Annotated in this window: 22 protein-coding genes; 16 read left to right on the top strand and 6 right to left on the bottom strand. The window is 73.6% G+C overall.

Annotated elements, in window-relative coordinates; translation table 11 throughout:
* The 5 genes from IH44_RS0118855 to IH44_RS0118835 all read left to right on the top strand — a co-directional run.
* On the top strand, positions 1 to 604 hold a 604-nt coding region (locus IH44_RS0118855), incomplete at its 5' end, for an adenosylcobinamide-GDP ribazoletransferase (protein WP_030460780.1).
* A 224-nt stretch (positions 605 to 828) separates the two neighbouring features.
* Positions 829 to 2,325 (top strand): leucyl aminopeptidase, encoded by a 1,497-nt coding sequence (locus tag IH44_RS0118850; RefSeq protein ID WP_030460779.1) that lies wholly within the window; start codon positions 829 to 831, stop codon positions 2,323 to 2,325.
* A gap of 363 nt (positions 2,326 to 2,688) precedes the next feature.
* Positions 2,689 to 4,095, top strand: a complete 1,407-nt coding sequence (gene lpdA, locus IH44_RS0118845; RefSeq protein WP_106973967.1) for a dihydrolipoyl dehydrogenase — start codon at positions 2,689 to 2,691, stop codon at positions 4,093 to 4,095.
* A gap of 58 nt (positions 4,096 to 4,153) precedes the next feature.
* The gene (gene sucB / locus IH44_RS0118840; protein ID WP_030460777.1) at positions 4,154 to 5,953 is read left to right on the top strand and encodes a 2-oxoglutarate dehydrogenase, E2 component, dihydrolipoamide succinyltransferase; all 1,800 of its coding nucleotides are present in this window, start codon (positions 4,154 to 4,156) and stop codon (positions 5,951 to 5,953) included.
* 133 nt (positions 5,954 to 6,086) lie between these two features.
* Positions 6,087 to 6,602 carry a DUF4240 domain-containing protein gene (locus IH44_RS0118835; RefSeq protein WP_030460776.1) on the top strand — a complete coding sequence of 172 codons (516 nt, stop codon included), beginning with the start codon at positions 6,087 to 6,089 and terminating at the stop codon, positions 6,600 to 6,602.
* A 127-nt stretch (positions 6,603 to 6,729) separates the two neighbouring features.
* Here the strand turns inward: IH44_RS0118835 and IH44_RS0118830 are convergent, their stop codons facing one another.
* The gene (locus IH44_RS0118830) at positions 6,730 to 7,233 is read right to left on the bottom strand and encodes a GNAT family N-acetyltransferase (protein WP_030460775.1); all 504 of its coding nucleotides are present in this window, start codon (positions 7,231 to 7,233) and stop codon (positions 6,730 to 6,732) included.
* Positions 7,234 to 7,331: 98 nt separating this feature from the next.
* On the opposite strand from IH44_RS0118830, the gene IH44_RS0118825 reads away from it, so the two are divergent.
* Both IH44_RS0118825 and IH44_RS0118820 read left to right on the top strand, forming a co-directional pair.
* Positions 7,332 to 8,255 carry a TIGR01777 family oxidoreductase gene (locus IH44_RS0118825; RefSeq protein WP_030460774.1) on the top strand — a complete coding sequence of 308 codons (924 nt, stop codon included), beginning with the start codon at positions 7,332 to 7,334 and terminating at the stop codon, positions 8,253 to 8,255.
* Between the two features lie 452 nt (positions 8,256 to 8,707).
* On the top strand, positions 8,708 to 10,027 hold the full coding sequence (locus IH44_RS0118820; protein WP_081966970.1) for an NAD(P)/FAD-dependent oxidoreductase: 1,320 nt from the start codon (positions 8,708 to 8,710) through the stop codon (positions 10,025 to 10,027).
* Between the two features lie 198 nt (positions 10,028 to 10,225).
* Here the strand turns inward: IH44_RS0118820 and IH44_RS0118815 are convergent, their stop codons facing one another.
* Positions 10,226 to 11,824, bottom strand: a complete 1,599-nt coding sequence (locus tag IH44_RS0118815; RefSeq protein ID WP_232795003.1) for a regulator — start codon at positions 11,822 to 11,824, stop codon at positions 10,226 to 10,228.
* A 298-nt stretch (positions 11,825 to 12,122) separates the two neighbouring features.
* On the opposite strand from IH44_RS0118815, the gene IH44_RS0118810 reads away from it, so the two are divergent.
* The 7 genes from IH44_RS0118810 to IH44_RS0118780 all read left to right on the top strand — a co-directional run bounded on the left by IH44_RS0118810 (position 12,123) and on the right by IH44_RS0118780 (position 19,561).
* Positions 12,123 to 12,896 carry a 3-hydroxybutyrate dehydrogenase gene (locus IH44_RS0118810; RefSeq protein ID WP_030460771.1) on the top strand — a complete coding sequence of 258 codons (774 nt, stop codon included), beginning with the start codon at positions 12,123 to 12,125 and terminating at the stop codon, positions 12,894 to 12,896.
* A 56-nt stretch (positions 12,897 to 12,952) separates the two neighbouring features.
* Positions 12,953 to 14,320 (top strand): MFS transporter, encoded by a 1,368-nt coding sequence (locus tag IH44_RS0118805; RefSeq protein ID WP_030460770.1) that lies wholly within the window; start codon positions 12,953 to 12,955, stop codon positions 14,318 to 14,320.
* A gap of 128 nt (positions 14,321 to 14,448) precedes the next feature.
* A complete protein-coding gene (locus tag IH44_RS0118800) occupies positions 14,449 to 16,341 on the top strand; it encodes a GAF domain-containing protein (protein WP_030460769.1) in 1,893 nt (630 codons plus the stop codon).
* Between the two features lie 148 nt (positions 16,342 to 16,489).
* Positions 16,490 to 17,263, top strand: a complete 774-nt coding sequence (gene lipB / locus IH44_RS0118795) for a lipoyl(octanoyl) transferase LipB (RefSeq protein WP_030460768.1) — start codon at positions 16,490 to 16,492, stop codon at positions 17,261 to 17,263.
* Between the two features lie 167 nt (positions 17,264 to 17,430).
* Positions 17,431 to 18,387, top strand: a complete 957-nt coding sequence (gene lipA / locus IH44_RS0118790; RefSeq protein ID WP_030460767.1) for a lipoyl synthase — start codon at positions 17,431 to 17,433, stop codon at positions 18,385 to 18,387.
* 225 nt (positions 18,388 to 18,612) lie between these two features.
* Positions 18,613 to 18,765, top strand: a complete 153-nt coding sequence (locus IH44_RS47315; protein ID WP_162870027.1) for a hypothetical protein — start codon at positions 18,613 to 18,615, stop codon at positions 18,763 to 18,765.
* Positions 18,766 to 18,874: 109 nt separating this feature from the next.
* Positions 18,875 to 19,561, top strand: a complete 687-nt coding sequence (locus tag IH44_RS0118780) for a DUF4191 domain-containing protein (protein WP_030460766.1) — start codon at positions 18,875 to 18,877, stop codon at positions 19,559 to 19,561.
* A 155-nt stretch (positions 19,562 to 19,716) separates the two neighbouring features.
* On the opposite strand, the gene IH44_RS0118775 is transcribed toward IH44_RS0118780, so the two are convergent.
* Entirely contained in the window at positions 19,717 to 20,184 is a 468-nt protein-coding gene (locus IH44_RS0118775) for an RDD family protein (protein WP_030460765.1), read from the bottom strand.
* 321 nt (positions 20,185 to 20,505) lie between these two features.
* Here IH44_RS0118775 and glnA point away from each other — a divergent pair, with 321 nt between their 5' ends.
* Complete coding sequence (gene glnA, locus IH44_RS0118770; protein WP_030460764.1) at positions 20,506 to 21,918, top strand: type I glutamate--ammonia ligase; 1,413 nt, start codon at positions 20,506 to 20,508, stop codon at positions 21,916 to 21,918.
* 276 nt (positions 21,919 to 22,194) lie between these two features.
* Entirely contained in the window at positions 22,195 to 23,247 is a 1,053-nt protein-coding gene (locus IH44_RS47310; RefSeq protein WP_051817053.1) for a hypothetical protein, read from the top strand.
* Positions 23,248 to 23,254: 7 nt separating this feature from the next.
* Here the strand turns inward: IH44_RS47310 and phnE are convergent, their stop codons facing one another.
* The 3 genes from phnE to IH44_RS0118750 are packed head-to-tail and all read right to left on the bottom strand — an operon-like array spanning position 23,255 to position 25,700.
* The gene (gene phnE / locus IH44_RS0118760; RefSeq protein WP_030460762.1) at positions 23,255 to 24,076 is read right to left on the bottom strand and encodes a phosphonate ABC transporter, permease protein PhnE; all 822 of its coding nucleotides are present in this window, start codon (positions 24,074 to 24,076) and stop codon (positions 23,255 to 23,257) included.
* Positions 24,073 to 24,786 carry a phosphonate ABC transporter ATP-binding protein gene (locus tag IH44_RS0118755; protein ID WP_030460761.1) on the bottom strand — a complete coding sequence of 238 codons (714 nt, stop codon included), beginning with the start codon at positions 24,784 to 24,786 and terminating at the stop codon, positions 24,073 to 24,075. The genes phnE and IH44_RS0118755 overlap by 4 nt, the downstream gene beginning before the upstream one ends.
* Positions 24,786 to 25,700, bottom strand: coding sequence for a phosphate/phosphite/phosphonate ABC transporter substrate-binding protein (locus IH44_RS0118750; RefSeq protein WP_030460760.1), 915 nt, complete (start codon positions 25,698 to 25,700; stop codon positions 24,786 to 24,788). Before IH44_RS0118750 ends, IH44_RS0118755 begins: the two co-directional genes overlap by 1 nt.
* Positions 25,701 to 25,739 lie beyond the last annotated feature (39 nt).

Raw genomic sequence — 25,739 nt, 5'->3', positions numbered from 1 at the left:
GGGCGCGGGGGCGCTGGTCGCGTGGCGGGGCGGGGCGTTGCTCAGCGGGGTGGCGGTGGTCGCGGTGGGTGCGGTGCTGACCCGGGGGCTGCACCTGGACGGGGTGGCGGACGTCGCGGACGGGCTGGGCAGCGGGAAGCCGGCCGGGGACGCGTTGCGGATCATGAAGCAGTCGGACATCGGCCCGTTCGGCGTGCTGACGCTGCTGCTGCTGATGCTCGCCCAGGTCGCGGCACTGGCCGGGCAGTTCGCGGTGTCGCCGGTGCGCGGTGCGCTGGCGGCGGTGGTGGCCGCGGTGGCGGGGCGGGCGGCGTTGGCGTGGGGGTGCCTGCGGTCGGTGCCGGCGGCCCGGCCGGGCGGGCTGGGGGCGATGGTGGCGGCCACCGTGCGGCCGGCGGTGGCGGTGGCGGTGACGGTGCTGGTGGCCGCGGTGGCGGCGGCGGTGCGCTGGCAGTCGGGGGTGGCGGTGCTGTGCGGGGTGCTCGCCGCGGGGGCCCTGCTGCGGCGGTGCGTGCGGCGGTTCGGCGGGGTGACCGGGGACGTGCTGGGTGCGCTGGTGGAGACCTCGGCGACCGCGGCGCTGGTGGCGCTCGCGCTGGTGTGAGCGGGCGTCCGCCCTGTTCCCGTACGCGAACTCACGCACCGTCACGGTTCGCGGCGGTTCGTGCACGGGGCAGGCGGGGCGGCGCGATCCCAATATGCGGACTACCATGCGGTGAGCACCCTGGCCCTGCGCCCCGTTTCGCCGCGGAGTCTGCCTGGGTTTTGCCGGTCGGCAACGGAGCCGTCACCGGCTGTGGACCGCGAAAAGAACAGGACGCATTTGTCGTGACTGCACTGTCTGTGAGCACCTCCTCCGCCGTGAGCCTGCGTGCGGATGCCCTGGTGATCGGTGTGGCGAAGGGGCCCAAGGGCCTGGTCGTCGCTCCGGGCGCCGAGGCGGTCGTCGAGGCGTTCGAGGGCAAGCTGGCCGAGGTCCTCACCACCCTGGGCGCCACCGGTGCCGAGGGTGAGGCGGTCAAGCTTCCCGCTCCGGCCGGCGCCAAGGCGCCGCTGGTGCTGGCCGTGGGCCTGGGCGCGGCCGCCGAGGGCGCGTACGGTGCCGAGGAGCTGCGCAAGGCGGCCGGCACCGCCGCCCGCACGCTGGCCGGTTCGAAGAAGGTCGCGCTGGCGCTGCCGGCGGTCTCGGCCGACGAGGTCGAGGCGGTCGCGCTGGGCGGCCTGCTCGGCACCTACTCCTTCGGCAGCTACAAGGCCGAGGTCGCCAAGGCCCCGGTCGCCGAGCTGGTGCTGCTGGTGGAGCGCAAGGGCTCGAAGGACGCCAAGGTCGCGGTGGAGCGCGCCGCGGCGATCGGCGAGGAGATGAACCGGGCCCGCGACCTGGTCAACACCGCCCCGAACGACCTGAACCCGAAGTCCTTCGCCGCGATCGCCCAGGCGGCCGGCAAGGAGCACGGCCTCAAGGTCGAGGTGCTGGACGAGAAGGCGCTGGCCAAGGGCGGCTTCGGCGGCATCCTGGGCGTGGGCGTCGGCTCGGCGAACCCGCCGCGGCTGGTGAAGGTGGCGTACACCCACCCGAAGGCGAAGGCCTCGCTGGCCTTCGTCGGCAAGGGCATCACCTACGACTCGGGCGGCATCTCGCTGAAGCCGGCCGGCCACAACGAGACCATGAAGTGCGACATGGCGGGCGCCGCCGCGGTGTTCGCCGCCGTGGTCGCCGCCAAGCGGCTGGGCCTGCAGGTCAACGTGACGGCGTGGCTGGCGCTGGCGGAGAACATGCCGTCCGGCTCGGCGACCCGTCCGGGCGACGTGCTGCGGATGTACGGCGGCAAGACCGTCGAGGTGCTGAACACCGACGCCGAGGGCCGGCTGGTGCTGGCCGACGCGATCGTCCGGGCCGGCGAGGAGCAGCCCGACGTGATCGTCGACGTGGCGACCCTGACCGGCGCGATGGTGCTGGCGCTGGGCACCCGCACCTTCGGCGTGATGGCCAACGACGAGGCGCTGCGCACCCGTCTGCACGAGACCGCGGGCGCGGTGGGCGAGGCGTCCTGGCCGATGCCGCTGCCGGCCGACCTGCGCAAGGGCATGGTCGAGTCGACCGTCGCGGACCTGGCGAACATGGGCGAGCGGATGGGCGGCGGCCTGGTGGCCGGCCTGTTCCTGCAGGAGTTCGTCGCCGAGGGCATCTCCTGGGCGCACCTGGACATCGCCGGCCCGGCGTTCAACGAGGGCGGCGCGTCCGGCTACACCCCGAAGGGCGGCACCGCGAGCGCGGTGCGCACCCTGGTCCGCTTCGCGGAGGACACCGCCGCGGGCAAGTGATCCGACGCGTGGGGCCCGGCACCGGTGGGTGCCGGGCCCCACGCGCATTACCAGCCGGTAGCACTCGATACCAATTCGAGGCTGTGTTCGCCTCCGGCGAAAATTGATTCCGCAGGGCGGAACCAGCCTGGCGAAGACCCCCGGACGGAGTACCTCCGCTTGCCGTTTTCCCGGCCGTGAGCTGCGACGATACCTCCGAGAACGGGTCATACCGCCGACGCGCGGGCCGCACCGGGGGCGCCCCGGGGCACCCGCCGACGCCACCTGCCGCCAACAAGTGCAAAGATGTATTTCCGGCACGACTGGGCGCCTTACGAGGGCACTCACCCACCGGACCGCGACCGGCCCGGCGATCCGCACCTTTTGCATGGAGGACGTGACGTGGCGAACGACGCCAGCACCGTTTTCGACGTAGTCATTCTCGGAGGCGGAAGCGGCGGTTACGCCGCGGCGCTCCGTGGCGCCCAGCTCGGCCTGAGCGTCGCGCTGATCGAGAAGGGCGAGCTGGGCGGCACCTGCCTGCACCGCGGCTGCATCCCGACCAAGGCGCTGCTGCACGCCGCCGAGGTCGCGGACGAGACCAAGGAAGCCGCCGAGTTCGGTGTCCTCGCCACCTTCCAGGGCATCGACATCAACGGCGTCCACAAGTACAAGGACGACGTCGTCGCCGGCCTGTACAAGGGCCTGCAGGGCCTGGTCGCCTCGCGCAAGGTCACCTTCATCCAGGGCGAGGGCAAGCTCTCCTCGCAGACCTCGGTGGACGTCAACGGCCAGCGCATCGAGGGCCGCCACATCGTCCTGGCCACCGGCTCGGTGCCGCGCTCGATCCCGGGCCTGGACATCGACGGCAACCGGATCATCTCCTCCGACCACGCGCTGAAGCTCGACTACATCCCGAAGTCGGCGATCATCCTCGGCGGCGGCGTGATCGGCTGCGAGTTCGCCTCGGTCTGGAAGTCCTTCGGCGTCGACGTCACCATCGTCGAGGGCCTGCCGCACCTGGTGCCGCTGGAGGACGAGAACTCCTCCAAGCTGTTGGAGCGCGCCTTCCGCAAGCGCGGCATCAAGTTCGAGCTGAAGTCCCGCTTCTCCGGCGTGGAGTACACCGAGAACGGCGTCCGGGTCTCCACCGAGAACGGCAAGTCCATCGAGGCCGACGTGCTGCTGGTCGCGATCGGCCGCGGCCCGGTCTCGGCCGGCCTGGGCTACGAGGAGCAGGGCGTCGCGATGGACCGCGGCTACGTCCTGGTCGACGAGTACCTGCGCACCAACGTGCCGACCATCTCCGCCGTCGGCGACCTGGTCCCGACCCTGCAGCTGGCCCACGTCGGCTTCGCCGAGGGCATCCTGGTGGCCGAGCGGATCGCCGGCCTGAAGGTCGTCCCGATCGACTACGACGGCATCCCGCGGGTGACGTACTCCAACCCGGAGGTCGCCTCCGTCGGCCTGACCGAGGCCAAGGCCGTCGAGCAGTACGGCAAGGAGAAGGTCGTCACGCTCAAGTACAACCTCGCCGGCAACGGCAAGAGCAAGATCCTCAAGACTGCCGGCGAGATCAAGCTGGTCCAGGTCAAGGACGGCGCCGTCGTGGGTGTCCACATGGTCGGCGCCCGCATGGGCGAGCAGGTCGGCGAGGCCCAGCTGATCTACAACTGGGAGGCCCTGCCCGCCGAGGTCGCGCAGCTCATCCACGCGCACCCGAGCCAGTCCGAGGCCCTCGGCGAGGCCCACCTCGCGCTGGCCGGCAAGCCGCTGCACGCGCACGACTGATCGCGCCCCCGTCCCCGTTCATTCCTGTACGCAAGACTTGATAGGAGTCGCTGGAACCATGGCGGTCTCAGTAACACTGCCCGCGCTGGGCGAGAGCGTGACCGAAGGCACCGTCACCCGCTGGCTGAAGGCCGAGGGTGAGCGCGTGGAGATCGACGAGCCGCTGCTCGAGGTCTCCACCGACAAGGTCGACACCGAGATCCCGGCGCCGGCCTCCGGCGTCCTGGCCTCGATCAAGGTCGGCGAGGACGAGACCGTCGAGGTGGGCGCCGAGCTGGCGATCATCGACGACGGCTCCGGCGCCCCCGCCGCCGCCCCGGCGCCCGCCGCCGAGGCCGCTCCGGCCCCGGCCGCCGCCCCGGCCGCTCCGGTGGCGGAGGCCCCCGCTGCCCCCGCCCCGGCCGCCGAGGCCCCGGCGGCTCCGGCTCCGGCCGCCGCCGCTCCGGCCGGCGACGCCACCCCGGTGCTGCTGCCCGCGCTGGGCGAGTCGGTCACCGAGGGCACCGTCACCCGCTGGCTGAAGGCCGAGGGCGACACCGTCGAGGTCGACGAGCCGCTGCTGGAGGTCTCCACCGACAAGGTCGACACCGAGATCCCCTCCCCCGTGGCGGGCACCCTGGTGAAGATCCTGGTCGGCGAGGACGAGACCGCCGAGGTCGGCGGCCAGCTCGCGCTGATCGGCGCCGCGGGCTCGGCTCCGGCCGCTCCGGCCCCGGCCGCCGCTCCGGCTGCTCCCGCCGCCCCGGCCCCGGCTCCCGCTGCCCCGGCCGCCCCGGCCCCGGCTCCGGCCGCCCCGGCTGCTCCGGCGCCCGCTGCCGCCGCTCCGGCTCCGGTGGCCGCTCCGGCCCCGGCCGCCCCCGCTGCTCCGGCCGCCCCGGCCCCGGTGGCTGCTCCGGCCGCGCCGGTCGCCGCCGCGCCGGCCGCGGACGCCGGTGACGCCTACGTCACCCCGCTGGTGCGCAAGCTCGCCGCCGAGCACGGTGTCGCGCTCGCCTCCGTCGCCGGCACCGGCGTCGGCGGCCGCATCCGCAAGCAGGACGTGATCGCCGCGGCCGAGGCCGCCAAGGCCGCGCCGGCCCCGGTCGCCGCCGCTCCCGCTGCCGCCGCCCCGGCGAAGGCCGCCGCCGCGCCGTCCGCGCTGCGCGGCCAGACCGTCAAGATGACCCGCATGCGCAAGGTCATCGGCGACAACATGCTGAAGGCCCTGCACGAGCAGGCCCAGCTGACCAGCGTGGTCGAGGTGGACGTCACCCGGATCATGTCGCTGCGCGCGAAGGCGAAGGACTCCTTCCTGGCCCGCGAGGGCGTGAAGCTGTCCCCGATGCCGTTCTTCGTGAAGGCCGCCGCCCAGGCGCTGAAGGCCCACGCGGTCATCAACGCCCGGATCAACGAGGCCGAGGGCACCATCACCTACTTCGACACCGAGAACATCGGTATCGCGGTGGACTCCGAGAAGGGTCTGATGACCCCGGTCATCAAGGGCGCGGGCGACCTCAACATCGCCGGCATCTCGAAGAAGACCGCGGAGCTGGCCTCGAAGGTCCGCGACAGCAAGATCACCCCGGACGAGCTGTCCGGCGCGACCTTCACCATCTCCAACACCGGTTCGCGCGGTGCGCTGTTCGACACCGTCATCGTCCCGCCGAACCAGGTCGCCATCCTGGGCATCGGCGCGACCGTGAAGCGCCCGGTGGTCATCGAGTCCGACGGCGGCACCGCCATCGGCATCCGCGACATGACCTACCTGTCGCTCTCCTACGACCACCGCCTGGTGGACGGCGCGGACGCCGCCCGCTACCTGGTCGCGGTCAAGGAGATCCTGGAGGCCGGCGAGTTCGAGGTCGAGCTCGGCCTGTAAGGCCCCGTGCTGCGAAGCACTCCGCGGGAGCCCCGCACCGTCCCCGGACGGTGCGGGGCTCCCGTGCGTTCCGGCCCGACCGGCCCGCCGATCGGGTGCAAACGGGGCGGCGATCGTGGAGGCTGGAGCGGTGATGGACGAGACGGGATTCTGGCAACTGGTCGACGACGCCCGGGACGCGGCCGAGGGCGACCCGGACGAGCAGGCCGAGGCGCTGGTCGAGCAACTGCTGCGGCTCACCCCGGACGACGTGCTGGACTTCGCCCGGCAGTTCGAGGCGCGCTTCCAGCGGGCGTACACGGTGGAGCTGTGGGGCGCCGCCTACCTGCTGCTCGGCGGGGCCTCCGAGGACGGCTTCGACTACTTCCGGTGCTGGCTGATCGGCCAGGGCCGGGAGGTCTTCGAGGGCGCGGTGCACGATCCGGACGCGCTGGCCGAGCTGGTGCCGGACTTCGACGAGGCGGAGGACGGCGACGCGGAGGAGCTCGGCTACGCCGCCGACGAGGCGTACGAGCGGCTGACCGGGCTGCCGCTGCCGGAGCTGGGGGTGCGTCAGCCGCCGGCCGCCGAGGGCGTCTTCTTCGACTTCGCGGACGGGGCGGTGATGGCCGCCCGCTACCCGCGGCTGTGGGAGCTGTACGGGGACTGAGCGGGGCCGGGGCGGGGCCGGGCCTTTCGGGTGGCGGCCGTCCGGGTGCTGTGCGGGGCGGTGCCCAGGACGGGGCGTCAGCTCCGGTGGCCGGCCCCGTCCGGACGGGCGGGGCAGGGCGGCCGGGTCAGGCGAGGGTGCGGCCCATCCAGACGTCGTCGACGTAGCTGTCCTCCAGGAGGAAGTGCTCGGGCAGGACGCCGAGGACCTGGAAGCCGTTGCGCTCGTAGAGGCGGCGGGCCGGGGTGTTGTGGCCGAGCACGCGCAGGGTCATCCGGCGGGCCCCGGCGGCGCGGGCGGCTTCGCAGGCGGCGGTGAGCAGGGCGTCGCCGATGCGGCGGCCGCGGGCCTCGGGGAGGACGCCGAGGCCCTGGATCTGGCGGACGTGGGCGTTGGAGGGGAGCGGGATCTCCCGGATCTGGCGGACGTAGCCGACCACGCGGCCGCCGAGTTCGGCCAGCAGGTACTGGTCGGGGCGGTGGTCCCGGTCGAAGACCGGCGCGTCCTCGGGGCCGCGCGGGGCGACCTCGCTGAGCGGGGACCAGATGGCGTGGTCGACGGCGCGGATCGCGCGCTCGTCCTCGTCCCGCGCCGGCCTGATGATCACATCGTTGGAGGGCATGGCGGTCATGCTAGTGCCGCGTCCGACGGCCCCGGCCGTCGAGGAGCGGGAGGTGGGCCGATCCGGGACGGGGTTTCTGGACGGGTGGGCGGGGGCGGGCTGCGAGGATGGCCGGTATGCGAATCGCGGTGACAGGTTCCACGGGGTTGATCGGGTCCGCGCTGGTGGACTCCCTGCTGGCGGACGGGTACGAGGTGCTGCGGCTGGTGCGGCGGCGCTCGCGCACCGGGCCGCAGCCGGACGGGACTGTCGGGGTCGGCTGGAACCCGCAGCTGATGCAGATCGACGCGGCCGCGCTGGAGGGCGTGCGGGCCGTGGTGCACCTGGCCGGGGCGGGCGTCGGCGACCGGCGCTGGACGGACGCCTACCGGCGGGAGATCCGGGACAGCCGGGTGCTCGGCACCGAGACGCTGGCCGCCGCGCTGTCCCGGCTGAAGGAGCCGCCGCAGGTGCTGGTCAGCGCCTCCGCGGTCGGCTACTACGGGCAGACCGGCGACCGGGTGATCGACGAGGACGCGCCGGCCGGCGGCGACTTCCTGGCCGGGGTCTGCGAGGAGTGGGAGCGCGCCGCGCGGCCCGCCGCGGACGCCGGGATCCGGGTGGTGCACCCGCGCACCGGGCTGGTGCTCGACCCGAAGGGCGGCGCCGGGGCGCGGCTGCTGCCGCTGTTCCGGCTGGCGCTGGGCGGGCGGCTGGGCAGCGGCGGGCAGTACTGGTCGGTGATCTCGCTGGCCGACGAGGTCGCCGCGCTGCGCTTCCTGATCGAGCGTCAGGACCTCTCCGGGCCGGTCAACCTGGTCGGGCCCGACCCCGTCACCAACCGCGAGCTGACCGCGGAGCTGTCCCGGCAGCTCGGGCGGCCGGCGGTGTTCGCGGTGCCGGAGTGGGCGCTGCGCGCCGTGCTCGGGGAGATGGCGGTGGAGGTGGTGGGCAGTCACCGGGTGGTGCCGAAGGCGCTGCTGGAGGCCGGGTTCGAGTTCCGCGACCCCGACGCGGGGGCGGTCGTGGCGGCGGCGCTCGGGCTGCGGTAGGGGCGCGGCGGGCGGCGCTGCGGCGGGGACGGTGCGGCGGGCGGGCGCGGTCGGCGGGCGCGGCGAGCGGCGCCGGGAGTAGGTGCGGGCGGCTCCGCGGGTAAGCGCGGGGGCGGTGCGGCCTACGGGAGTTGACGGGGCGTCGGCGGGGGGCGCACGGGTGCAAGCGGGCGGCGCGCGGGGTGCGGGCGGTGACGGTGCGCGCCCGCTCCCGCCCCGCGCGCCCCGTTTGGCGCACGGTGGGTGACCGTCCGGACCCGCTGCGTGCCCGTGCCCGGTGTGATGACCCGATTGGGCGGAACCCACCGGTCTGGACCCGCGGATGACGGGGCATCACCAGTGCGGACCACGTCCGCCCCCCACTGCCCGCCCCGGCACCCGCCCGCTCGCCCGCGGGCCCTGCCGCGCGCGGCGGCCGCCGGGGGGCTCCGCCAGGGAGGGAGCACCCACTCGTGCCCGCACAGGACTTCATCGGCCGCGCCCGGCACGGCCGGTCCGGCGACCCCGACGCGATCGTCGTCGGCGCCGGCATAGCCGGACTGACCGCCGCCGACGCGCTCGCCGCCCAGGGCCTGGACGTCCAGGTCCTGGAAGCCACCGAACGCATCGGCGGCCGGGCGGCCGCCCGCGAACTCGACGGCTTCCGGCTCGACCACGGCAGCCACCTGCTCAACACCGCCTACCCCGAACTCGCCCGCCGCCTCGACCTCGACCGGCTGCAGCTGCGTCCGCTCGCCCCCGGCGTCCTGGTGCACAGCGGCGGCCGCACCTACCGGACCGGCGACCCGCAGCTCACCCCCGCCCGGCAGGCCGCCACCCGCGGGCCGCTCGGCACCCCGCTCGAGAAGGCCCGGCTGGCCGCCGCCCTGGCCCGGCTCGCCGCGACGCCCCCGGCCCGGATCCACGCCCGTCCCGAGACCACCGCCGCCCGGGCCCTGGCCGAGCGCGGCCTGCCCGCCCGCACCGTCGACGGCTTCCTGCGCCCGCTGCTCGGCGCGCTGCTGTCCGACCCCGCGCTGGGCACCTCCAGCCGGGTCGCCGACCTGGTGCTGCGCGCGTACGCCCGGGGCCGGCTCTGCGTCCCGGCGGCGGGCATCGGGGCCGTCCCCGCGCAGCTCGCCGCCCGGCTGCCGGAGGGCGCCCTGCGGCTGGGCGTCGAGGTCACCTCGGTCGGCACGGACGGCGTGGAGACCGCCGGGCACGGCCGGATCCGCTCCCGGGCGGTGGTCGTCGCCACCGACGCCGCGACGGCGGCCGCCCTGCTGCCGGGCCTGCGGCAGCCCGGCTTCCACCCCGTCACCACCTACTACCACGCGGCGGAGCGCTCGCCGCTGGGCGAGGCCGTACTGCTGCTGGACGCCGAGCGCTCCGGGATCTCGCACTCGCTGGTGCTCAGCGACGCCGACCCCTCGTACGCCGCCGACGGGCGGGCGCTGATCGCCACCACGGTGCTCGGCCGCCGCGCCTTCGACTCCGGCGGGCCGGCCGGCGACGAGGGCGCCGTGCGGCGGCGGCTGGCGGAGCTGTACGGGACCTCCACCGCGGGGTGGGAGTTCCTGACCGTCCGCCACGCCGCCGACGCGGTCGTCTCGATGCCGCCGCCGCACCACTTCCGCCGCTCCGTCCGGCTGCTCGCCGGGCTGTACGTCTGCGGCGACCACCGGGACACCGGGACGGTCCAGGGCGCGCTGGTCTCCGGCCGGCGGGCCGCGGAGGCGGTGCTGCGCGACCTCGGGGTGCGGGCCGGGGCGGAGGTCGCGGAGGCGGCGTAGGGCGGGAACCGGGGGACGGCGGGGTCCGGTTCTGCGGGGGTGCCGGTCAAGGCCCTCGGCAGCACGGGCTTCTCGATGGGCTCCGACCGGCAGCAGCATCGGCCCACCGTCCCCCGGGGCCATGACGGGCCCCGGGCGGGGCCTTGACGGGACCTTGGCAGGCCCCGGGTGGGACCTTGGCGGGGCCTGCGGCGAGGGTCAGATCACCCCCGCCTGGCGGGAGGCCTCTTCGAAGGCGCGGGCGGCGGGGGTGGTGCGGTAGGGGGTGAGGCGGCGGTGGAAGTCGCGGAGGTACTCGACGGTGCGGGCGGAGCGCATCTCGCCGGCGGCGCGGAGGGAGTCGGTGGCCATCGAGCAGGCCTCGTCGACGTCGCCCATGCCGAGGCGGGCGGAGGCGAGGACGAGTCGGCAGAGGATGCGGCTGCGGGCGTAGGCGGGGGCGCGCAGCCGGAGGGACTTCTCGGCGTGCTGGGCGGCGGGGCGCCACTGCTGGAGGTCGCGGTAGCAGTGGGCGAACTCGTCGGCGAGCTGGGCGTCGTCGAAGTACCGGGCCCAGGACGGGACTTCGTCGGCGCTGCGGGCGGTGGCCAGGGCGCGTTCGCAGCGGACCAGGGCGGTGGTGCAGGCGCGGACGTCGCCGGCCAGGGCGTGGCCGCGGGCCTCGGCGGCGTGCATGAGGGCCTGGACGACGGGGGCGGCGGTGGTGCCGACGCCCTGCTGGGCGACCCGGGCGAGCTGGATGGCCTCGCGGGCGTGGCCGAGGTGGACGGCCTGCTGGCTCATGGTGGTGAGGATGAAGCCGCCGAGGACGCGGTCGCCAGCGGCCTGGGAGAGCCGCAGGGCCTGGACGAAGTAGCGCTGGGCGAGGCCGTGCGCGGCGATGTCGAAGGAGGTCCAGCCGGCCAGCCGGGTCAGGTCGGAGACGGCGCCGAACAGGGCGCGGCCGATCTGTTCGCCGTACCGGCCGCGGAGCATGGGTTCGGCTTCGCTCTCCAGGTAGCGGACCAGGGCCTGCCGGGCGTGGCCGCCGCCGTAGGCGTGGTCGAGGGCGCGGAACAGGTCGCCGACGGCGCGGATCGCGGCGATGTCGCCGCGGCCGACCCGGACCGGGGGCCTGGTCTCCCGGCTCTCGGCGGCGGGTTCGGTCCCGGCCGGGCGGCGCGGGCCCTGCGGGGGGACGCGGGCGCCCTGCGGGGGCGTGCGGAGCTCCTCGGGGGTGAGGGTGGTGCCGTCGCGGGCGACGCGTTCGTCGGTGCGGCCGATCAGCCAGTCGCGGCTGGGGACGACGAGTCCGGCGGGGGTGAAGGCGATCTTGCGGAGTTCGGCGTAGGGGCCGTTGTCCTTGCGCCACATGGAGGCGACGATGTCGACGGCCTCCTGCGGGGTCTCGGCGAACTCCAGGCCCGCGTAGACCGGGGCGCAGGCGTCGAGGCCGACGTCCTGGGCGGTGAGGCGGCGGCCTAGACGGCGGGTGAAGACCTCGGCGATCAGCGCGGGGGTCGCGCCGCGGGGTTGCTGGCCGCGCAGCCAGCGGGTGACCGAGGTCTTGTCGTAGCGCAGGTCGAGGCCGTGCTCCAGGCCGAGTTGGTCGACCCGGCGGGCGAGGCCGGCGTGCGAGAAGCCGGACTCCTCGATGAGCGCGGCGAGTTGCGGGTTCTGGGCGCGCCCGGCCGCGGGGGCCGGTGGGTCGGGTTGCTCGGGCGCGCGCGGAGGAGTCTCGGCCGCTCCGGTCGGGCGCGGGTCGAGCGGGTCGAGCGGTCGGTACGCGGGGCTGTCGATCACTGGCCGTTGGGGCATAGCAGTCCACACCTCTCAGGCGCCGTTCCGGCCCCTCCTGCCCGGGACGGCGCCCCCTGATCGGGAATCGGCGCGAATGTAGCGAGCATTGGGACGCTATGGGTGGATTCGGACCACCCATCCTCCGAACGGGTGAACCAGCCCCGCCCGTTGTGAGGAAGCACGGGCGTCGCGTGTTTGAGTTCGAGAGCCGCTGCCCGCGTTCCGGGCGCATGGTGCCGGGAACCATGAGGGCGGGCCGTGCTGTGGTGTCCGCCCACATCGTTGCGGGGCGCGCGGATTCCTACCGTTCTCGGCCATGGACACCACTTCTGCCCCGCCCGCCGAACCCCCGCTGCTCGGCCGCACCGCCCTGGTCACCGGGGCCGCCTCCGGCATCGGCCGGGCCTGCGCGGAGGCGTTCGCCGCGGCGGGCGCGCACGTGTACGTCGTCGACCTGGCGGCCGGCCCCGCCGAGGAGCTGGCGGCCCGGATCGGCGGGACCGCGCACGTCGCGGACCTGTCGGACCCGGACGCGGTGGAGGCGCTGCCGGCGGACGCGGACATCGTGGTCAACAACGCGGGCCTGCAGCACGTCGCGCCGGTGCACGAGTTCCCGGTGGAGCGGTTCACGCTGATCCAGCGGGTCATGGTGGAGGCCCCGTTCCGGATCCTGCGCCGCACCCTGCCGCACATGTACGAGCGCGAGTGGGGCCGGGTGGTCAACATCTCCTCGGTGCACGGCCTGCGGGCGAGCGCCTTCAAGTCGGCGTACGTGACGGCCAAGCACGCCCTGGAGGGCCTGAGCAAGACGGTGGCCCTGGAGGGCGCCCCGTACGGGGTGACCAGCAACTGCGTGAACCCGGCGTACGTGCGGACCGCGCTGGTGGAGAAGCAGATCGCCGCGCAGGCGCTGGCGCACGGCATCCACGAGGACGAGGTGGTGGAGCGGATCATGCTCGACCGCACCGCCGTGAAGCGGCTGATCGAGCCGGACGAAGTGGCGCAGCTGGCCGTGTGGCTGTGCTCGCCGGGTGCCTCGTACATCACCGGGGCGAGCCTGCCGGTGGACGGCGGCTGGACCGCGCACTGAGTTCCCGACCTTCGCTCAACTCCCCTCAACTCCCGTCACCTGCAAGGGAATCCGCCATGGCTGCCCTCCTCTCCTCATCCTCCGGTGGTCCGAGACCCGCCTCCCTGCCCAGGGTGGTCGCCGCCTCGCTGATCGGTACGACCATCGAGTGGTACGACTACTTCCTGTACGGATCGGCGGCGGCGCTGGTCTTCGGGCACGTGTTCTTCCCGAAGGCCGACCCGCTGACCGGCACCCTGCTGTCCTTCCTGACCTACGCGATCGGGTTCGCCGCCCGGCCGCTGGGCGCGCTGGTGTTCGGGCACTTCGGCGACCGGATCGGCCGCAAGAAGCTGCTGGTGCTGAGCCTGCTGCTGATGGGCGGGGCGACCACGCTGATCGGCTGCCTGCCCACCTACGACCAGGTCGGCGTGGCGGCGCCGGTCCTGCTGACCGTCCTGCGGCTGGTGCAGGGCTTCGCGCTGGGCGGCGAGTGGGGCGGGGCGGTGCTGCTGGTCTCCGAGCACGGCGACCGCCGGCGGCGCGGCTTCTGGGCGTCCTGGCCGCAGGGCGGTGCGCCGGCCGGCAACCTGCTGGCGGCGGGCGTGCTCTCGCTGATGACGGCCGTCCAGTCCGACGCCGCGTTCCTGTCCTGGGGCTGGCGGGTGCCGTTCCTGCTCTCCGCGGTGCTGGTGATGGTCGGCCTGTGGATCCGGCTCGCGGTGGACGAGTCGCCGCTGTTCAAGGCCGCGCTGGCGGCCGCCGAGCAGCGCACCGAGCCGGAGCGGCCGCCGCTGGTGGCGGTGCTGCGCGACCACTGGCGGGACGTGCTGGTGGCGATGGGCGCCCGGATGGCGGAGAACATCTCGTACTACGTGCTGACCACCTTCGTGCTGGCGTACGCCGTCACCCAGACCCACCTGCCCAAGCAGACCGCGCTGAACGCCGTGCTGATCGGCTCGGCGGTGCAGTTCGCGCTGATCCCGGCCTTCGGGGCGCTCTCCGACCGGGTCGGCCGCAGGCCGGTCTACCTGGTCGGCGCGGTCGGCGTCGGCGTCTGGGCGTTCGTGTTCTTCCGGATGGCCGACACCGGGAGCTTCGTCCAACTGACCGTCGCCGTCACCGTCGGCCTGTTCTTCCACAGCATGATGTACGCCCCGCAGGCGGCGTTCTTCTCCGAGCTGTTCGCCACCCGCACCCGCTACTCGGGGGCCTCGATCGGCGCCCAGTTCTCCTCGGTGGCGGCCGGCGCGCCCGCCCCGCTGATCGCCACCGCGCTGCTGAAGGACTACGGCAGCGCCACCCCGATCGCGGTGTACGTGGCGATCGCCGCGGTGATCACCGTGGTGGCCGTGCTGTGCGGCCGGGAGACCCGCGGCACCGACCTGGAGGACACCGGGGCGGACGCTCGGGGGGACTCCGTGAAGGCGCCCGCTAGCCTCTGAGCACTTCGGCAGGATCAGGGCCGCGCCACCGGGCATCCGGCGGCGCGGCCCCGGCCCGTTCTCCGGTTCTCCAGCGGCGGGCCGGGGGCACGGGGGCCACGGGGGCACGAGCGACAAGGGAAGACCGCATGGACCGCCACACCACCGCCGCGCCGGCGCTGCGCAGACTCCTCGACCTGCTGGCCACCGGGGCCGCCACCGAGGACTTCGGCGAGGTGCTCGCCGACGCCCGCCGCCGGGGCGCGCCCGCCGAGGTGCTGCGCGAGATCGACGACGCCACCTGGCAGGCCCTGCGGGTGCACCGCACGATGCGCCAGCACCGCAGACGCGAGGCCGAGCTGACCGCGCTGTTCGACACCGCGGGCGACCTGGCCGCCTCCCGGGACCTGGACGCGGTGCTGCAGGCCATCGTCCGGCGGGCCCGGATGCTGCTGGGCACCGACACCGCGTACCTGACCCTCCCCGACGAGCGGGCCGGCGACACGTACATGCGGGTCACCGACGGCTCGGTCTCGCCGATCTTCCAGACCCTGCGGCTCAGCCTGGGCGACGGCCTGGGCGGCCTGGTCGCGCAGACCGCCCGCCCCTACGCCAGCCACGACTACCGGGTCGACGAGCGGTTCCGGCACACCGGGCAGATCGACGCGGGCGTGCTGGACGAGGGGCTGGTGGCGATCATCGGGGTGCCGCTGCTGCTGGGCGGCAGCGTGATCGGCGTGCTGTTCGCCGCCGACCGCTCGCCGCGGGCCTTCTCCCCCGACGAGGTCGCGCTGCTGTGCACGCTGGCCGCGCACGCCGCGATCGCCCTGGACACCGCCAAGTCGCTGGCCGACACCCGGGCCGCGCTCGCCGACCTGGCCGCCGCCAACGCCGTCATCCGGGCCCACGCCGCGGCCGTCCAGCGCGCCGAGCAGGCCCACGACCGGCTCACCGACCTGGTGCTGCGCGGCGCGGAGGTGGCCGACGTGGCCGCCGAGGTGGCCGCGCTGCTGGACGGCGGGGCCTCCGTGCACGACGCCGAGGGCGCCCCGCTCACCGGCCCCGGCGGCGCCCCCGACGGCCTGGCCGACGCGGTGGCCGCCTCCCGCGCCGAGGGCCACGCGGTGCGGCACGGCGCCGAGTGGGTGTGCGCGGTGCTCGCCGGGCAGGAGCTGCTGGGCGCGCTGGTGCTGCACGGGCGGCCCGAACTGGACGACGCCGACCGGCGGGTGTTCGAACGGGCCGGCGTCGTCACCGCGCTGCTGCTCCTGCTGCGCCGCTCGGTCGCCGAGACCGAGAACCGGGTCCGCGGCGAACTGCTGGCCGACCTGCTCACCGCGCCCGACCGCGACCCGGCCGGCCTGACCGCGCGCGGCCGCCGCCTGGGCGTCGACCTGAACCGGCCGCACCTGGTCCTGGTCGCCGTCGCCGAGGACGCCGTCGCCCGGGACCGGCTGGCCGGGGCCGCGGCCCGCTACCTGTTCGGCTCCCGGGGCATCAGCGCCGAGTTCGGCGAGGGCGCGGTGCTGCTCGTCCCGCACGAGGGCGGCGGCGACGGCGCGGTGGCCGCGCTTGCCGCGGAACGGCTGGCCCGGCTGGCGGGCGGCCCGGTCACGGTCGGCACCGGGCGCGCCGCCAGCGGCCCGGTCGCGCTGGCCGCCGCGTACGCGGAGGGGGTGCGCTGCGTGCGCGCCCTGCGGGTGCTGGGCCGGGACGGGGACGGGGCGTGCGCGGCCGACCTGGGCTTCCTGGGCGTGCTGCTGGGCGACGGGCACGACGTGGACGGCTTCGTCCGGGCCACCCTCGGCCCGCTGCTCGACTACGACGCCAAGCGCGGCACCGAGCTGGTGCGCACCCTGCGCGCCTACTTCGACTGCGGCGGCGGCCTGACCCGGGCCAAGGACCTGCTGCACGTCCACGTGAACACGGTAGTGCAGCGCCTGGACCGGGTGGAGGTGCTGCTGGGCCGCGACTGGAACCAGCCGGAGCGGGCGCTGGAGCTGCAACTCGCGCTGCGGCTGCAGCTGTTGGCGGGCGGCTGAGGAACTGCCGGAGCGGCTCCGCGGCCCGGAGCGGCGGGCGGCCGAGGCGGCCCTGCGGCTCGTGCCCGCGGCGGGCGTACAGTGGCGAGGTTGGGCTGGTCGGCCGGCAGGGAGTGGCGTGGTGAGCGAGAACGTGCGGTTCGTGCGGATGGGGATCGGCGAGCGGACCGTCCCCTACCAGGAGGCGTGGGCGGAGCAGCAGCGGCTGCACGCGCTGCGGGTCGCGGACGAGATACCGGACACCGTGCTGCTGCTGGAGCACGACCCGGTGTACACGATGGGCAAGCGCACCAACCCCGAGGACCTGCCGCTGGACGGCACCCCGGTGGTCGAGGTCAACCGCGGCGGCGAGATCACCTGGCACGGCCCCGGCCAGCTGGTCGGCTACCCGATCGTGAAGCTGCCCGACCCGATCGACGTGGTCGCGTACGTGCGGCGGCTGGAGGAGGCGCTGATCCGGGCCTGCGCCGGGTTCGGGGTGGACACCACCCGGATCGAGGGCCGCAGCGGGGTGTGGAAGCTGGGCGCGGACATCCCCGGCGCGGTGGTCGACCCCTCCCAGGTGGTGGAGATCGGCAAGCTGACCCTGCGGATGGGCCTGCCGCTCGGCATCGACCCGCGGCTGGCCGGCCCCGAGTACGCGCCGTCCAACGCGGGCCAGCGCGGCGACGACCGCAAGCTCGCCGCGATCGGCGTGCGGGTGGCCCGCGGCGTGACCATGCACGGCTTCGCGCTGAACTGCGACCCCGACATGACGTACTTCGACAAGATCGTCCCGTGCGGCATCCGGGACGCCGGGGTGGCCTCGCTCAGCGGCGAGCTGGGCCGGCCGTTCGCGGTGCCGGACGCGGTGGACGCGGTGGAACGGAAGCTGGCCGAGGTGTTCGCCGAACTGCCCGAGCCGGTCGCCGCCGTCCGGTAGCGGACCGGTCACCGCCGTCCAGTAGCGGACCGGTCGCCGCCGTCCGGTAGCGGAATCGGCGCGGCACGCCGAGCGTTGCCTTTCGAAGGCAAGCCCGGGGCCGGTCGAAGGCCATTGAAGTGCAGGCGTACCCTGAGGGGTACCCCGTCTAGTTCTAGGAGTCGCACGTGTCCGCTGTCGCACCCGACGGCAGGAAGCTCCTCCGGCTGGAGGTCCGCAACAGCGAGACCCCCATCGAGCGGAAGCCCGAGTGGATCAAGACCAGGGCGAAGATGGGGCCGGAGTACAACGCCCTGCAGTCCCTGGTGAAGAAGGAAGGGCTGCACACGGTCTGCCAGGAGGCCGGGTGTCCCAACATCTTCGAGTGCTGGGAGGACCGCGAGGCGACCTTCCTGATCGGCGGCGACCAGTGCACCCGCCGCTGCGACTTCTGCCAGATCGACACCGGCAAGCCCGCCGAGTTCGACCGGGACGAGCCGCGCCGGGTCGCCGAGTCCATCGTCACGATGGACCTCAACTACGCCACCATCACCGGCGTCGCCCGTGACGACCTGGAGGACGGCGGCTCCTGGCTGTACGCCGAGACCGTGCGCCAGGTGCACGCGATGACCGCCGCCCGCGAGGCCGGGCGGACGGGCGTCGAGCTGCTGATCCCGGACTTCAACGCCGTCCCGGAGCAGCTCGCCGAGGTCTTCTCCTCCCGTCCCGAGGTGCTCGCGCACAACGTCGAGACGGTGCCGCGGATCTTCAAGCGGATCCGTCCGGCCTTCCGCTACGAGCGCTCGCTGGACGTGATCACCCAGGCCCGGGCGGCCGGGCTGGTCACCAAGTCCAACCTGATCCTGGGCATGGGCGAGACCCGCGAGGAGGTCAGCGAGGCGCTGGCCGACCTGGTGGACGCCGGCTGCGAGCTGATCACCATCACCCAGTACCTGCGGCCCTCGCTGCGCCACCACCCGGTGGAGCGCTGGGTGAAGCCGCAGGAGTTCGTCGAGCTCCAGCAGGAGGCCGAGGAGCTGGGCTTCGCCGGGGTGATGTCCGGTCCGCTGGTGCGCTCCTCGTACCGGGCCGGGCGGCTGTACCGGCAGGCGCTGGAGCACCGGGAGCGGGCGGCGGCGGTCTGAGGGCGGCCGGCGGCAGTCTGCGCCTTGGTTTCGTTCTCGGTGAGGGCGGGTCCGCACGGGCCCGCCCTTCCGCGTACCGGCAGGCGGTGCGGGGCGGCCCTGTCCGGTGCGGGGCTGTCCGGGCTAGGCGTCGACGTTTCACGTGGCATTGACGGCCGGGTCACCGTACGGTAACGGACGTCCGGGACGCTGGAGCGGTACCCGGGTCGAGGAGTTGGTGGGGTCATGCGTACCGGAATCCGGACCGCGCTTCGGCGGGCCGAGCAGCTGTTGTTGATCCGCGGCGCGCGCCGCAACGCGTGGGCGGCGGTGTGCGAGAACCGGCGGCTGGCGGGCGAACGCGAGCAGGCCGTGCAGGTGTTCGGGCGCAGCGCCTGAACCCCTGGTGGGGGCCGGGCCCGCGGCGGGGTCCCCTCGGGGAAAGACCAGGGTCACGAACCGGCACCGCCTTGGATGATCGCGTGTGCCGCCACGTACCATGAGCAATATGGCGAGGCAAAAATCCGATACCCCTGGGCGGCTCGCACAGATCCGCCAGGCATATGTCATGACCAAGCAGGTCGACACCAAGATCGGCCTGATCATCGCCGGCGTCGGCCTGCTGACCTTCGGCGTGTTCCTCGCCATCGGCTTCGCACTGGACCACCCGATCTACCTGGGCATCCTCGGTTTCGTGGTGGCCGTGCTGGCGGTTGCGATCGTGTTCGGCCGCCGGGCCGAGCGGGCCGCGTTCGGGCAGATGGAGGGCCAGCCGGGCGCGGTCGCGGCGGTGCTGGGCAACATCCGGCGCGGCTGGAGCTCGAACCAGACCCCGGTCGCGGTCACCCGCAGCCAGGACGCGGTCTACCGGGCGGTCGGCCGGGCCGGCATCGCGCTGATCGGCGAGGGCAACCCGAACCGGGTGCGGCCGCTGCTGGCGTCCGAGAAGAAGAAGATGGCCCGGGTCGTCGGCGACATCCCGGTGCACGACATCATGGTCGGCAACGGCGAGGGCGAGATCCCGCTCAAGAAGCTGCAGATCCACCTGATGCGCCTGCCCCGGGCGATCAGCGCCGCCCAGGTCACCGAGACCAACGACCGGCTGCGCGCGCTCGGCGACCTGCTCTCCAAGGCGCCGATCCCCAAGGGTCCGATGCCGAAGGGCGCCCGGATGCCCAAGGGCGGCATGCGCTGAGGCGCGACTCCCCCCACACCACACCACGGCCCCGCCCGCGAGGTTTCCCTCCGCGAGCGGGGCCGTTCGATGTCTCCCGGATGCTGCCGGGCGTTCCCGGGTGCTGCTCGGCGCTGCTCGGCGCTGCTTGGTGCTGCTCAGTGCTGCCGGGTGGTTCAGATCCGGACCTCGACGGTGCCGACGGCCTTGTCGTGCAGGCCGCGGGTGTCGCGGTCCCAGACGGCGGCCGGGATGACCAGGCAGAGCAGCAGGGTGCGCAGCAGCACCTGCGGGATGGTGGCGCGGGTGCCGTCCAGCCGGACCACCCGCAGGCCGAACAGGCGCTTGCCGATGGTGGTGCCGGTGGTGGCCAGGAACAGGACCGTCACCGCGTAGAACAGCGGGGTGGTCCACAGGTTCGCGGAGCTCTGCTCGCCGCGCGCCAGCAGGCCGTACGCGACCAGGCTGACCAGCCAGCCGTCGACGAACAGCGCGCCGATCCGGCGGCCGGGGCCGGCCATCGAGCCGGGACCGGTCCGCGGGAGGCCGAGGCGCTCGCCGCGGTAGCCGAATTCGGCGCCCATCTTCTCGGCGGCCGCCTTCGGGCCGTCGATCCACGATCCGAGTGCTTCTCTGGTGTCCACGAATCCACCCTAACCGGGCTTACGGCCGGGCCCGGTGGCGGCCCCGGCGGCGGCGCGCCGTCCGGGTTTCCCGTCGGGGTGAACCCCGTTCGGCCGGCTGCCGCAAGTGGTCTGGACCAGTGGCGGATCAGCGGCGCGGCGGGGCCGGGAATTTGCCCGGAAGCGTACCGCTTTGCCGTCCGTTCGAATGGCCCGGTTAACATGTGGGAAACAAGCGAGTCACGAGCCGGAAACGGGCCGTTCCTATCGTGAGCCCCCTGCACCGGGGCTCCAGTCGCCCCTGACGGAGACTCAGACCGTGCACGCCGAGGAGGAGTACGGATGTTCACCAACGCCGACGAGGTGAAGCAGTACATCGCGGACAACGACATCAAGTTCGTCGACGTCCGGTTCTGCGACCTGCCGGGCGTGCTGCAGCACTTCGCGGTTCCGGCCGACACCTTCGACCCGTCCGAGACCCTGATGTTCGACGGCTCCTCGATCCGCGGCTTCCAGGCCATCCACGAGTCCGACATGGCCCTGGTGCCCGACCTCGCCACCGCCCGGCTGGACCCGTTCCGGACCGAGAAGCACCTCAACATCAACTTCTTCATCCAGGACCCGATCACCGGCGAGGCCTACAGCCGCGACCCGCGCAACGTCGCCCGCAAGGCCGAGGCCTACCTGGCCTCCTCCGGCATCGCCGAGACCGCCTACTTCGGGCCCGAGGCCGAGTTCTACGTCTTCGACTCGGTGCGCTTCGACACCTCCGCCAACGCGTCCTACTACCACATCGACTCGGTGGCCGGCGCCTGGAACAGCGGCTCCGCGGAGGGCGACGCGCGCGGCTACAAGGTCAAGTACAAGGGCGGCTACTTCCCCGTCCCGCCCGTCGACCACTTCGCCGACCTGCGCGCCGAGATGTCCCTCGAACTCGCCAAGGCCGGACTGGAGGTGGAGCGCCAGCACCACGAGGTCGGCACCGCCGGACAGGCCGAGATCAACTACAAGTTCAACACCCTGCTGCACGCCGCCGACGACCTGATGCTGTTCAAGTACATCATCAAGAACGTCGCCTGGCGGGCCGGCAAGACCGCCACCTTCATGCCCAAGCCGATCTTCGGCGACAACGGCTCCGGCATGCACGTCCACCAGTCGCTGTGGACCGGCGGCTCCCCGCTCTTCTACGACGAGCAGGGCTACGCGGGCCTGTCCGACACCGCCCGCTACTACATCGGCGGCATCCTCAAGCACGCCCCCTCGCTGCTCGCCTTCACCAACCCCTCGGTCAACTCCTACCACCGCCTGGTGCCCGGCTTCGAGGCCCCGGTGAACCTGGTCTACTCGCAGCGCAACCGCTCCGCCGCGATCCGCATCCCGATCACCGGCTCCAACGCCAAGGCCAAGCGCATCGAGTTCCGCGCCCCCGACCCGGCCTCCAACCCCTACCTCGCCTTCGCCGCCATGCTGATGGCCGGCCTCGACGGCATCAAGAACAAGATCGAACCGCTCGAGCCCGTCGACAAGGACCTCTACGAGCTCGCCCCCGACGAGCACGCCGCCGTCCCCCAGGTCCCCGCCTCCCTCGGCGCCGTCCTCGACGCCCTGGAGGCCGACCACGAGTACCTCCTCGCGGGCGGCGTCTTCACCACCGACCTGATCGAGACCTGGATCGACTACAAGCGCACGAACGAGATCGCCCCGATCGCGCTGCGGCCGCACCCGCACGAGTTCGAGCTGTACTACGACCTGTAGGAACCTCTCTGAAGAGGAACCTTCCGGCCCGTCGGGGCGCGCTGCTGGTGCGCCTCGGCGGGCCGTTCCCGTTCGGGTTGTTCCTTCCGGGAGAAACGTCTCGGCAAAAGGTCGGATACTGGCCCCTCGAATGCCGTGCCGACCTCGTTCGCCGGGAAATTGGCGCCAAACATCGTTCACCCGATCAGGCCAACCGGGGCCAGGAGTCGGATGTTTGCCGATTCTCTGCCGCCATGCTTTTTCCGAACCAGCGGTTCCGAATGTGGAGTGTGGCGCGTGCCTGACGTCCTCGAGCGGGTCCACCGTTACGTCGAGAAGCTCATGGGAGGAAGGCCTGTCTGCGTCCATGCCCAGGACATTCGGGACTGCTCGGTGAAACAGCATCCGGACTACGGCGCCTTCCGGAAAACCGCCGTGGCTTCCGGCATCAAGTCGTCGTCGGCGAAGAGCAGGTCCCACCTCTGGGAATCCATGGTCGCGCTGGGAAGGCTCTGCGACATGGACGATGACGACAAGTGGAGGATGGTGGTCCTGGACTGCATCTCCCCCGTCCTCCGGGCGAGGTCCCGGAGGATCTCCCGGGAGCTCTACGCCGACCGGGAAGAGGTTCAGTCGGACATGGTGGAAGCGGCGATCGCCGCGTGGCTGGAGACTTCGCGGGGTTTTCCGCCCAAGGAGGTCCGGGGTGTCATGGTGAAATCCGCTTTCTCCACCGCCTACGGCCGGGCACGGGTCAATGTGCGCGAGACTTCCAAGTCAGCCCCGGAGGTGCTGCGTCTGCCGGCCGCACCGGGCAGGCTCTCGGCGCGGAGCAGGGCTCCGTTCATCAGGGTTTCGGATCCGCAATCGCCGGAAATTGCTGCGATCATCCGCGGCGAGCAGTACGGGTCCTGGCTCTACGAGCACAACTGCATGAACCGTACGAGGACCTTCCACGAAGGTGTCCGGGCCGGGGTGTCCTCCGGCGGGCGCCTTCCGGCTCCGGGTGAGGAGGGGGCGGTTCGGGGGATCGGACCGGGTCGGAAGGGCTGTTACCGGATCTCCGACCTCCTGCCCGCGTTCATCGGGGTGCCGGAGGCAGCGGTGGCGATGGGGATCACCGAGGCTGCCGTCCGGCGGGCGATCAGGGACGGGTCGTTTCCCTGTCCGGTGACCAGTGTGGGGCGGGCGTACCGCATTTCGGTGCGCGCCTTCATGCGGGGGCTGGGCATCTCCGACGCCCTCGTCCACCCGGACGACGTGGAGGACGGAGCGGCCCGCGCGGCGGCGTTGCTGGGTGGGGTCGACCTCTCGGAGGTGCCCCGGGGGTTGGACTGCCCGGAGTGGTGACGGGGGGTCAGGTGAGGCGGCGGCGGGTGGTGGCGGAGAGGAGGTCGACGGCGATGATCAGGGTGAGGACGACGAGGATGTGGGTGAGCATTTCGTCGAAGCGGAAGAGCTTGATGGACTGGTTGATGAGGAAGCCGATGCCGCCGGCGCCGACCAGGCCGAGGATGAGGGAGGCGCGGACGTTGACGTCGAGGCGGTAGAGGAGGAGGCCGGCGAGGCGGGGGGTGGCGGTGGGGAGGAGGGCGTGGAGGGCGGTCTGGGTGCGGGTGGCGCCGGCGGAGCGGAGGGCTTGGGCGGGGCCGGGGTCGGTGTCTTCGAGGGCTTCGGCCCAGAGTTTGCCCATCACGCCGATGTTGTGGACGACCAGGGCGAGGACGCCGGGGAAGGGGCCGAGGCCGACGGCGGTGACGAAGACCAGGGCGAAGACCACGTCGGGGACGGAGCGGAGGAAGGAGAGCAGGGAGCGGGCGGCCTGCTGGACCGGGCGGGACGGGGCGACGTTGCGGGCGGCGAGCAGGGCCAGGAGCAGGGACGGCGGGATCGACAGGGTGGTGCCGAGCAGGCCGATCCAGAGGGTGACCAGGGCGGCGTCGATGCTGGGCTTGAGGACGGACCAGTCGAGGCGGGGCGGGAACGCCTCGTCGAGGAAGGAGGCCATGCCGTGCCAGCCCTCGGCGAGGGCGGTGAGCGACATCTCGGTGGTGTTCCACGCGATCACGTGCAGGACGGCGAGGAGGACCAGGACGGCGGCCGCCGCGGCGAGGGTGCGGGGGCGCCGGGGGCGGGGCGGGACGGGGAGGCGGCGCAGGCCGCGGGGCGCGGTTGTCATGACAGGCTCTCGGCGAGTGCGGGCTGGTAGAGGTGGTCGACGTCGCGGTCGGGGGCGCCGTCCAGGACGATGCGGCCCTCGCGCAGGCCGATCACCCGGTCGGCGTGCCGGGCGGCGAGTGCGGGCTGGTGCAGCACGGCGACGACGGCGAGCCCTTCCTGGTGGGCGAGTTCGGCGAGCAGGGCGAGGACCTGTTCGGAGGCCGCCGGGTCGAGGGCGGAGACCGGTTCGTCGGCGAGCAGGACGGCGGGGCGCTGGCACAGCGCGCGGGCGACCGCGACGCGCTGCTGCTGGCCGCCGGAGAGCCGGCCGGCCCGGTCGTGGGCGCGGTCGGCGAGGCCGACCCGGTCCAGGCAGGCCATCGCCTCCTCGCGCAGTTCGCGCGGGAAGAGCAGCGGGTGCAGGGAGTGGCGCAGCGGGAGCCGGCCGAGGGCGCCGGCGCAGACGTTGTCGAGGACGCTGCGGCGGTGCACCAGGTGGATCTGCTGGAAGACCATGGCGAGGGCGAGCGGGTCGCCCGCCCTGCCGTCGACGCTCACCGTGCCCTCCGCCACCGGTTCGAGCCCGGCGGCCGCGCGCAGCAGGGTGGACTTGCCGCACCCGTTGGCGCCGAGCACCGCGAGGAACTCGCCGCGCGGGACGGTGAGGTGGACCCCGTCCAGGACCTGCCGGTCGCCGTACCGCACGGTGATGTCGGAGAGCACCAGCATCAGAGGTCCTTGTCGGTCAGGTGGAGGGTGTCGGCGAGGTCGAACAGCGGCTGGTAGGTGGACTTGTCGACGGCGACCAGGGGGGCGGCGGGCTTGACCGCGAGCAGGGCGCCGATCTCGCCGACCTTGTCGCCGGGCAGGTGCAGCAGGGCGTCGGTGACGGCCTGCTTGAACGCCGGGTCGAGGCTGCCGCGGACGGTGATCGGGTCGTTGGGGATGGCGTCGGAGGACCAGATCTTGCGGAACTTGGCGGGGTCGAAGGTCTTGGACGCGGTGGCGCTGGCGAGCTGCTGGGAGTTGATCTCGGCGGCGTCGGCGGTGCCCTTGGCCAGGGCGAGCAGCGATTCGGCGTGTCCGCCCGCGTAGTTGACCTTGACGTCCTCGGGCTTGAGCCCGGCGTCGACAACGGCCTTGCGGGGCAGGGCGTCGCCGGAGGTGGAGCCGACCGAGGAGAGCGCGAGGGAGTGCCCGGCGAGGTCCTTGACGCCCTGGACGGGGGAGTCGGCGGGCACCCAGATGCCGGCGGTGTAGCTGGAGACCTTGCCGGTGCTGTCGCCGAAGGAGGCGACGGCCTCGGCGCCGGCCCGCTGGTGGGCGAAGACGTAGCCGAGCGGGCCGAACATGGCGATGTCGAGCTTGCCGTTCTGCAGGGCGAGGACCTCGGCTGAGTAGTCCTCGGTGATGGTGAGCTGGACCGGGCACTTGAGCCGCTCGCCGAGGGCGTCGGCGAGGACCTTGGCCGCCGGGGTGAGCTTGGCGGGGTCCTCGAACGGCTCGACGCCGAAGCGGATCTTCCCGCCGGGACAGGTGCCGGAGGCGGAGCCGGCGGAACTGCCGTCGCTGCCGCAGGCGGTGAGGGAGAGGGCGGCGGCGAGGACGCCGGCGGTGGCGAGGGCGAGGGGGCGAAGGCGCACGGTGGGCTCCGGGGTGAGCTGCGGGGAGGAGCCGGGCAG

Origin of the sequence: Kitasatospora sp. NRRL B-11411 (assembly GCF_000721345.1) — a bacterium.
In the GTDB taxonomy this organism is placed as follows: domain Bacteria; phylum Actinomycetota; class Actinomycetes; order Streptomycetales; family Streptomycetaceae; genus Kitasatospora; species Kitasatospora cineracea.
This window is presented reverse-complemented; position numbering and strand designations above follow the sequence as displayed.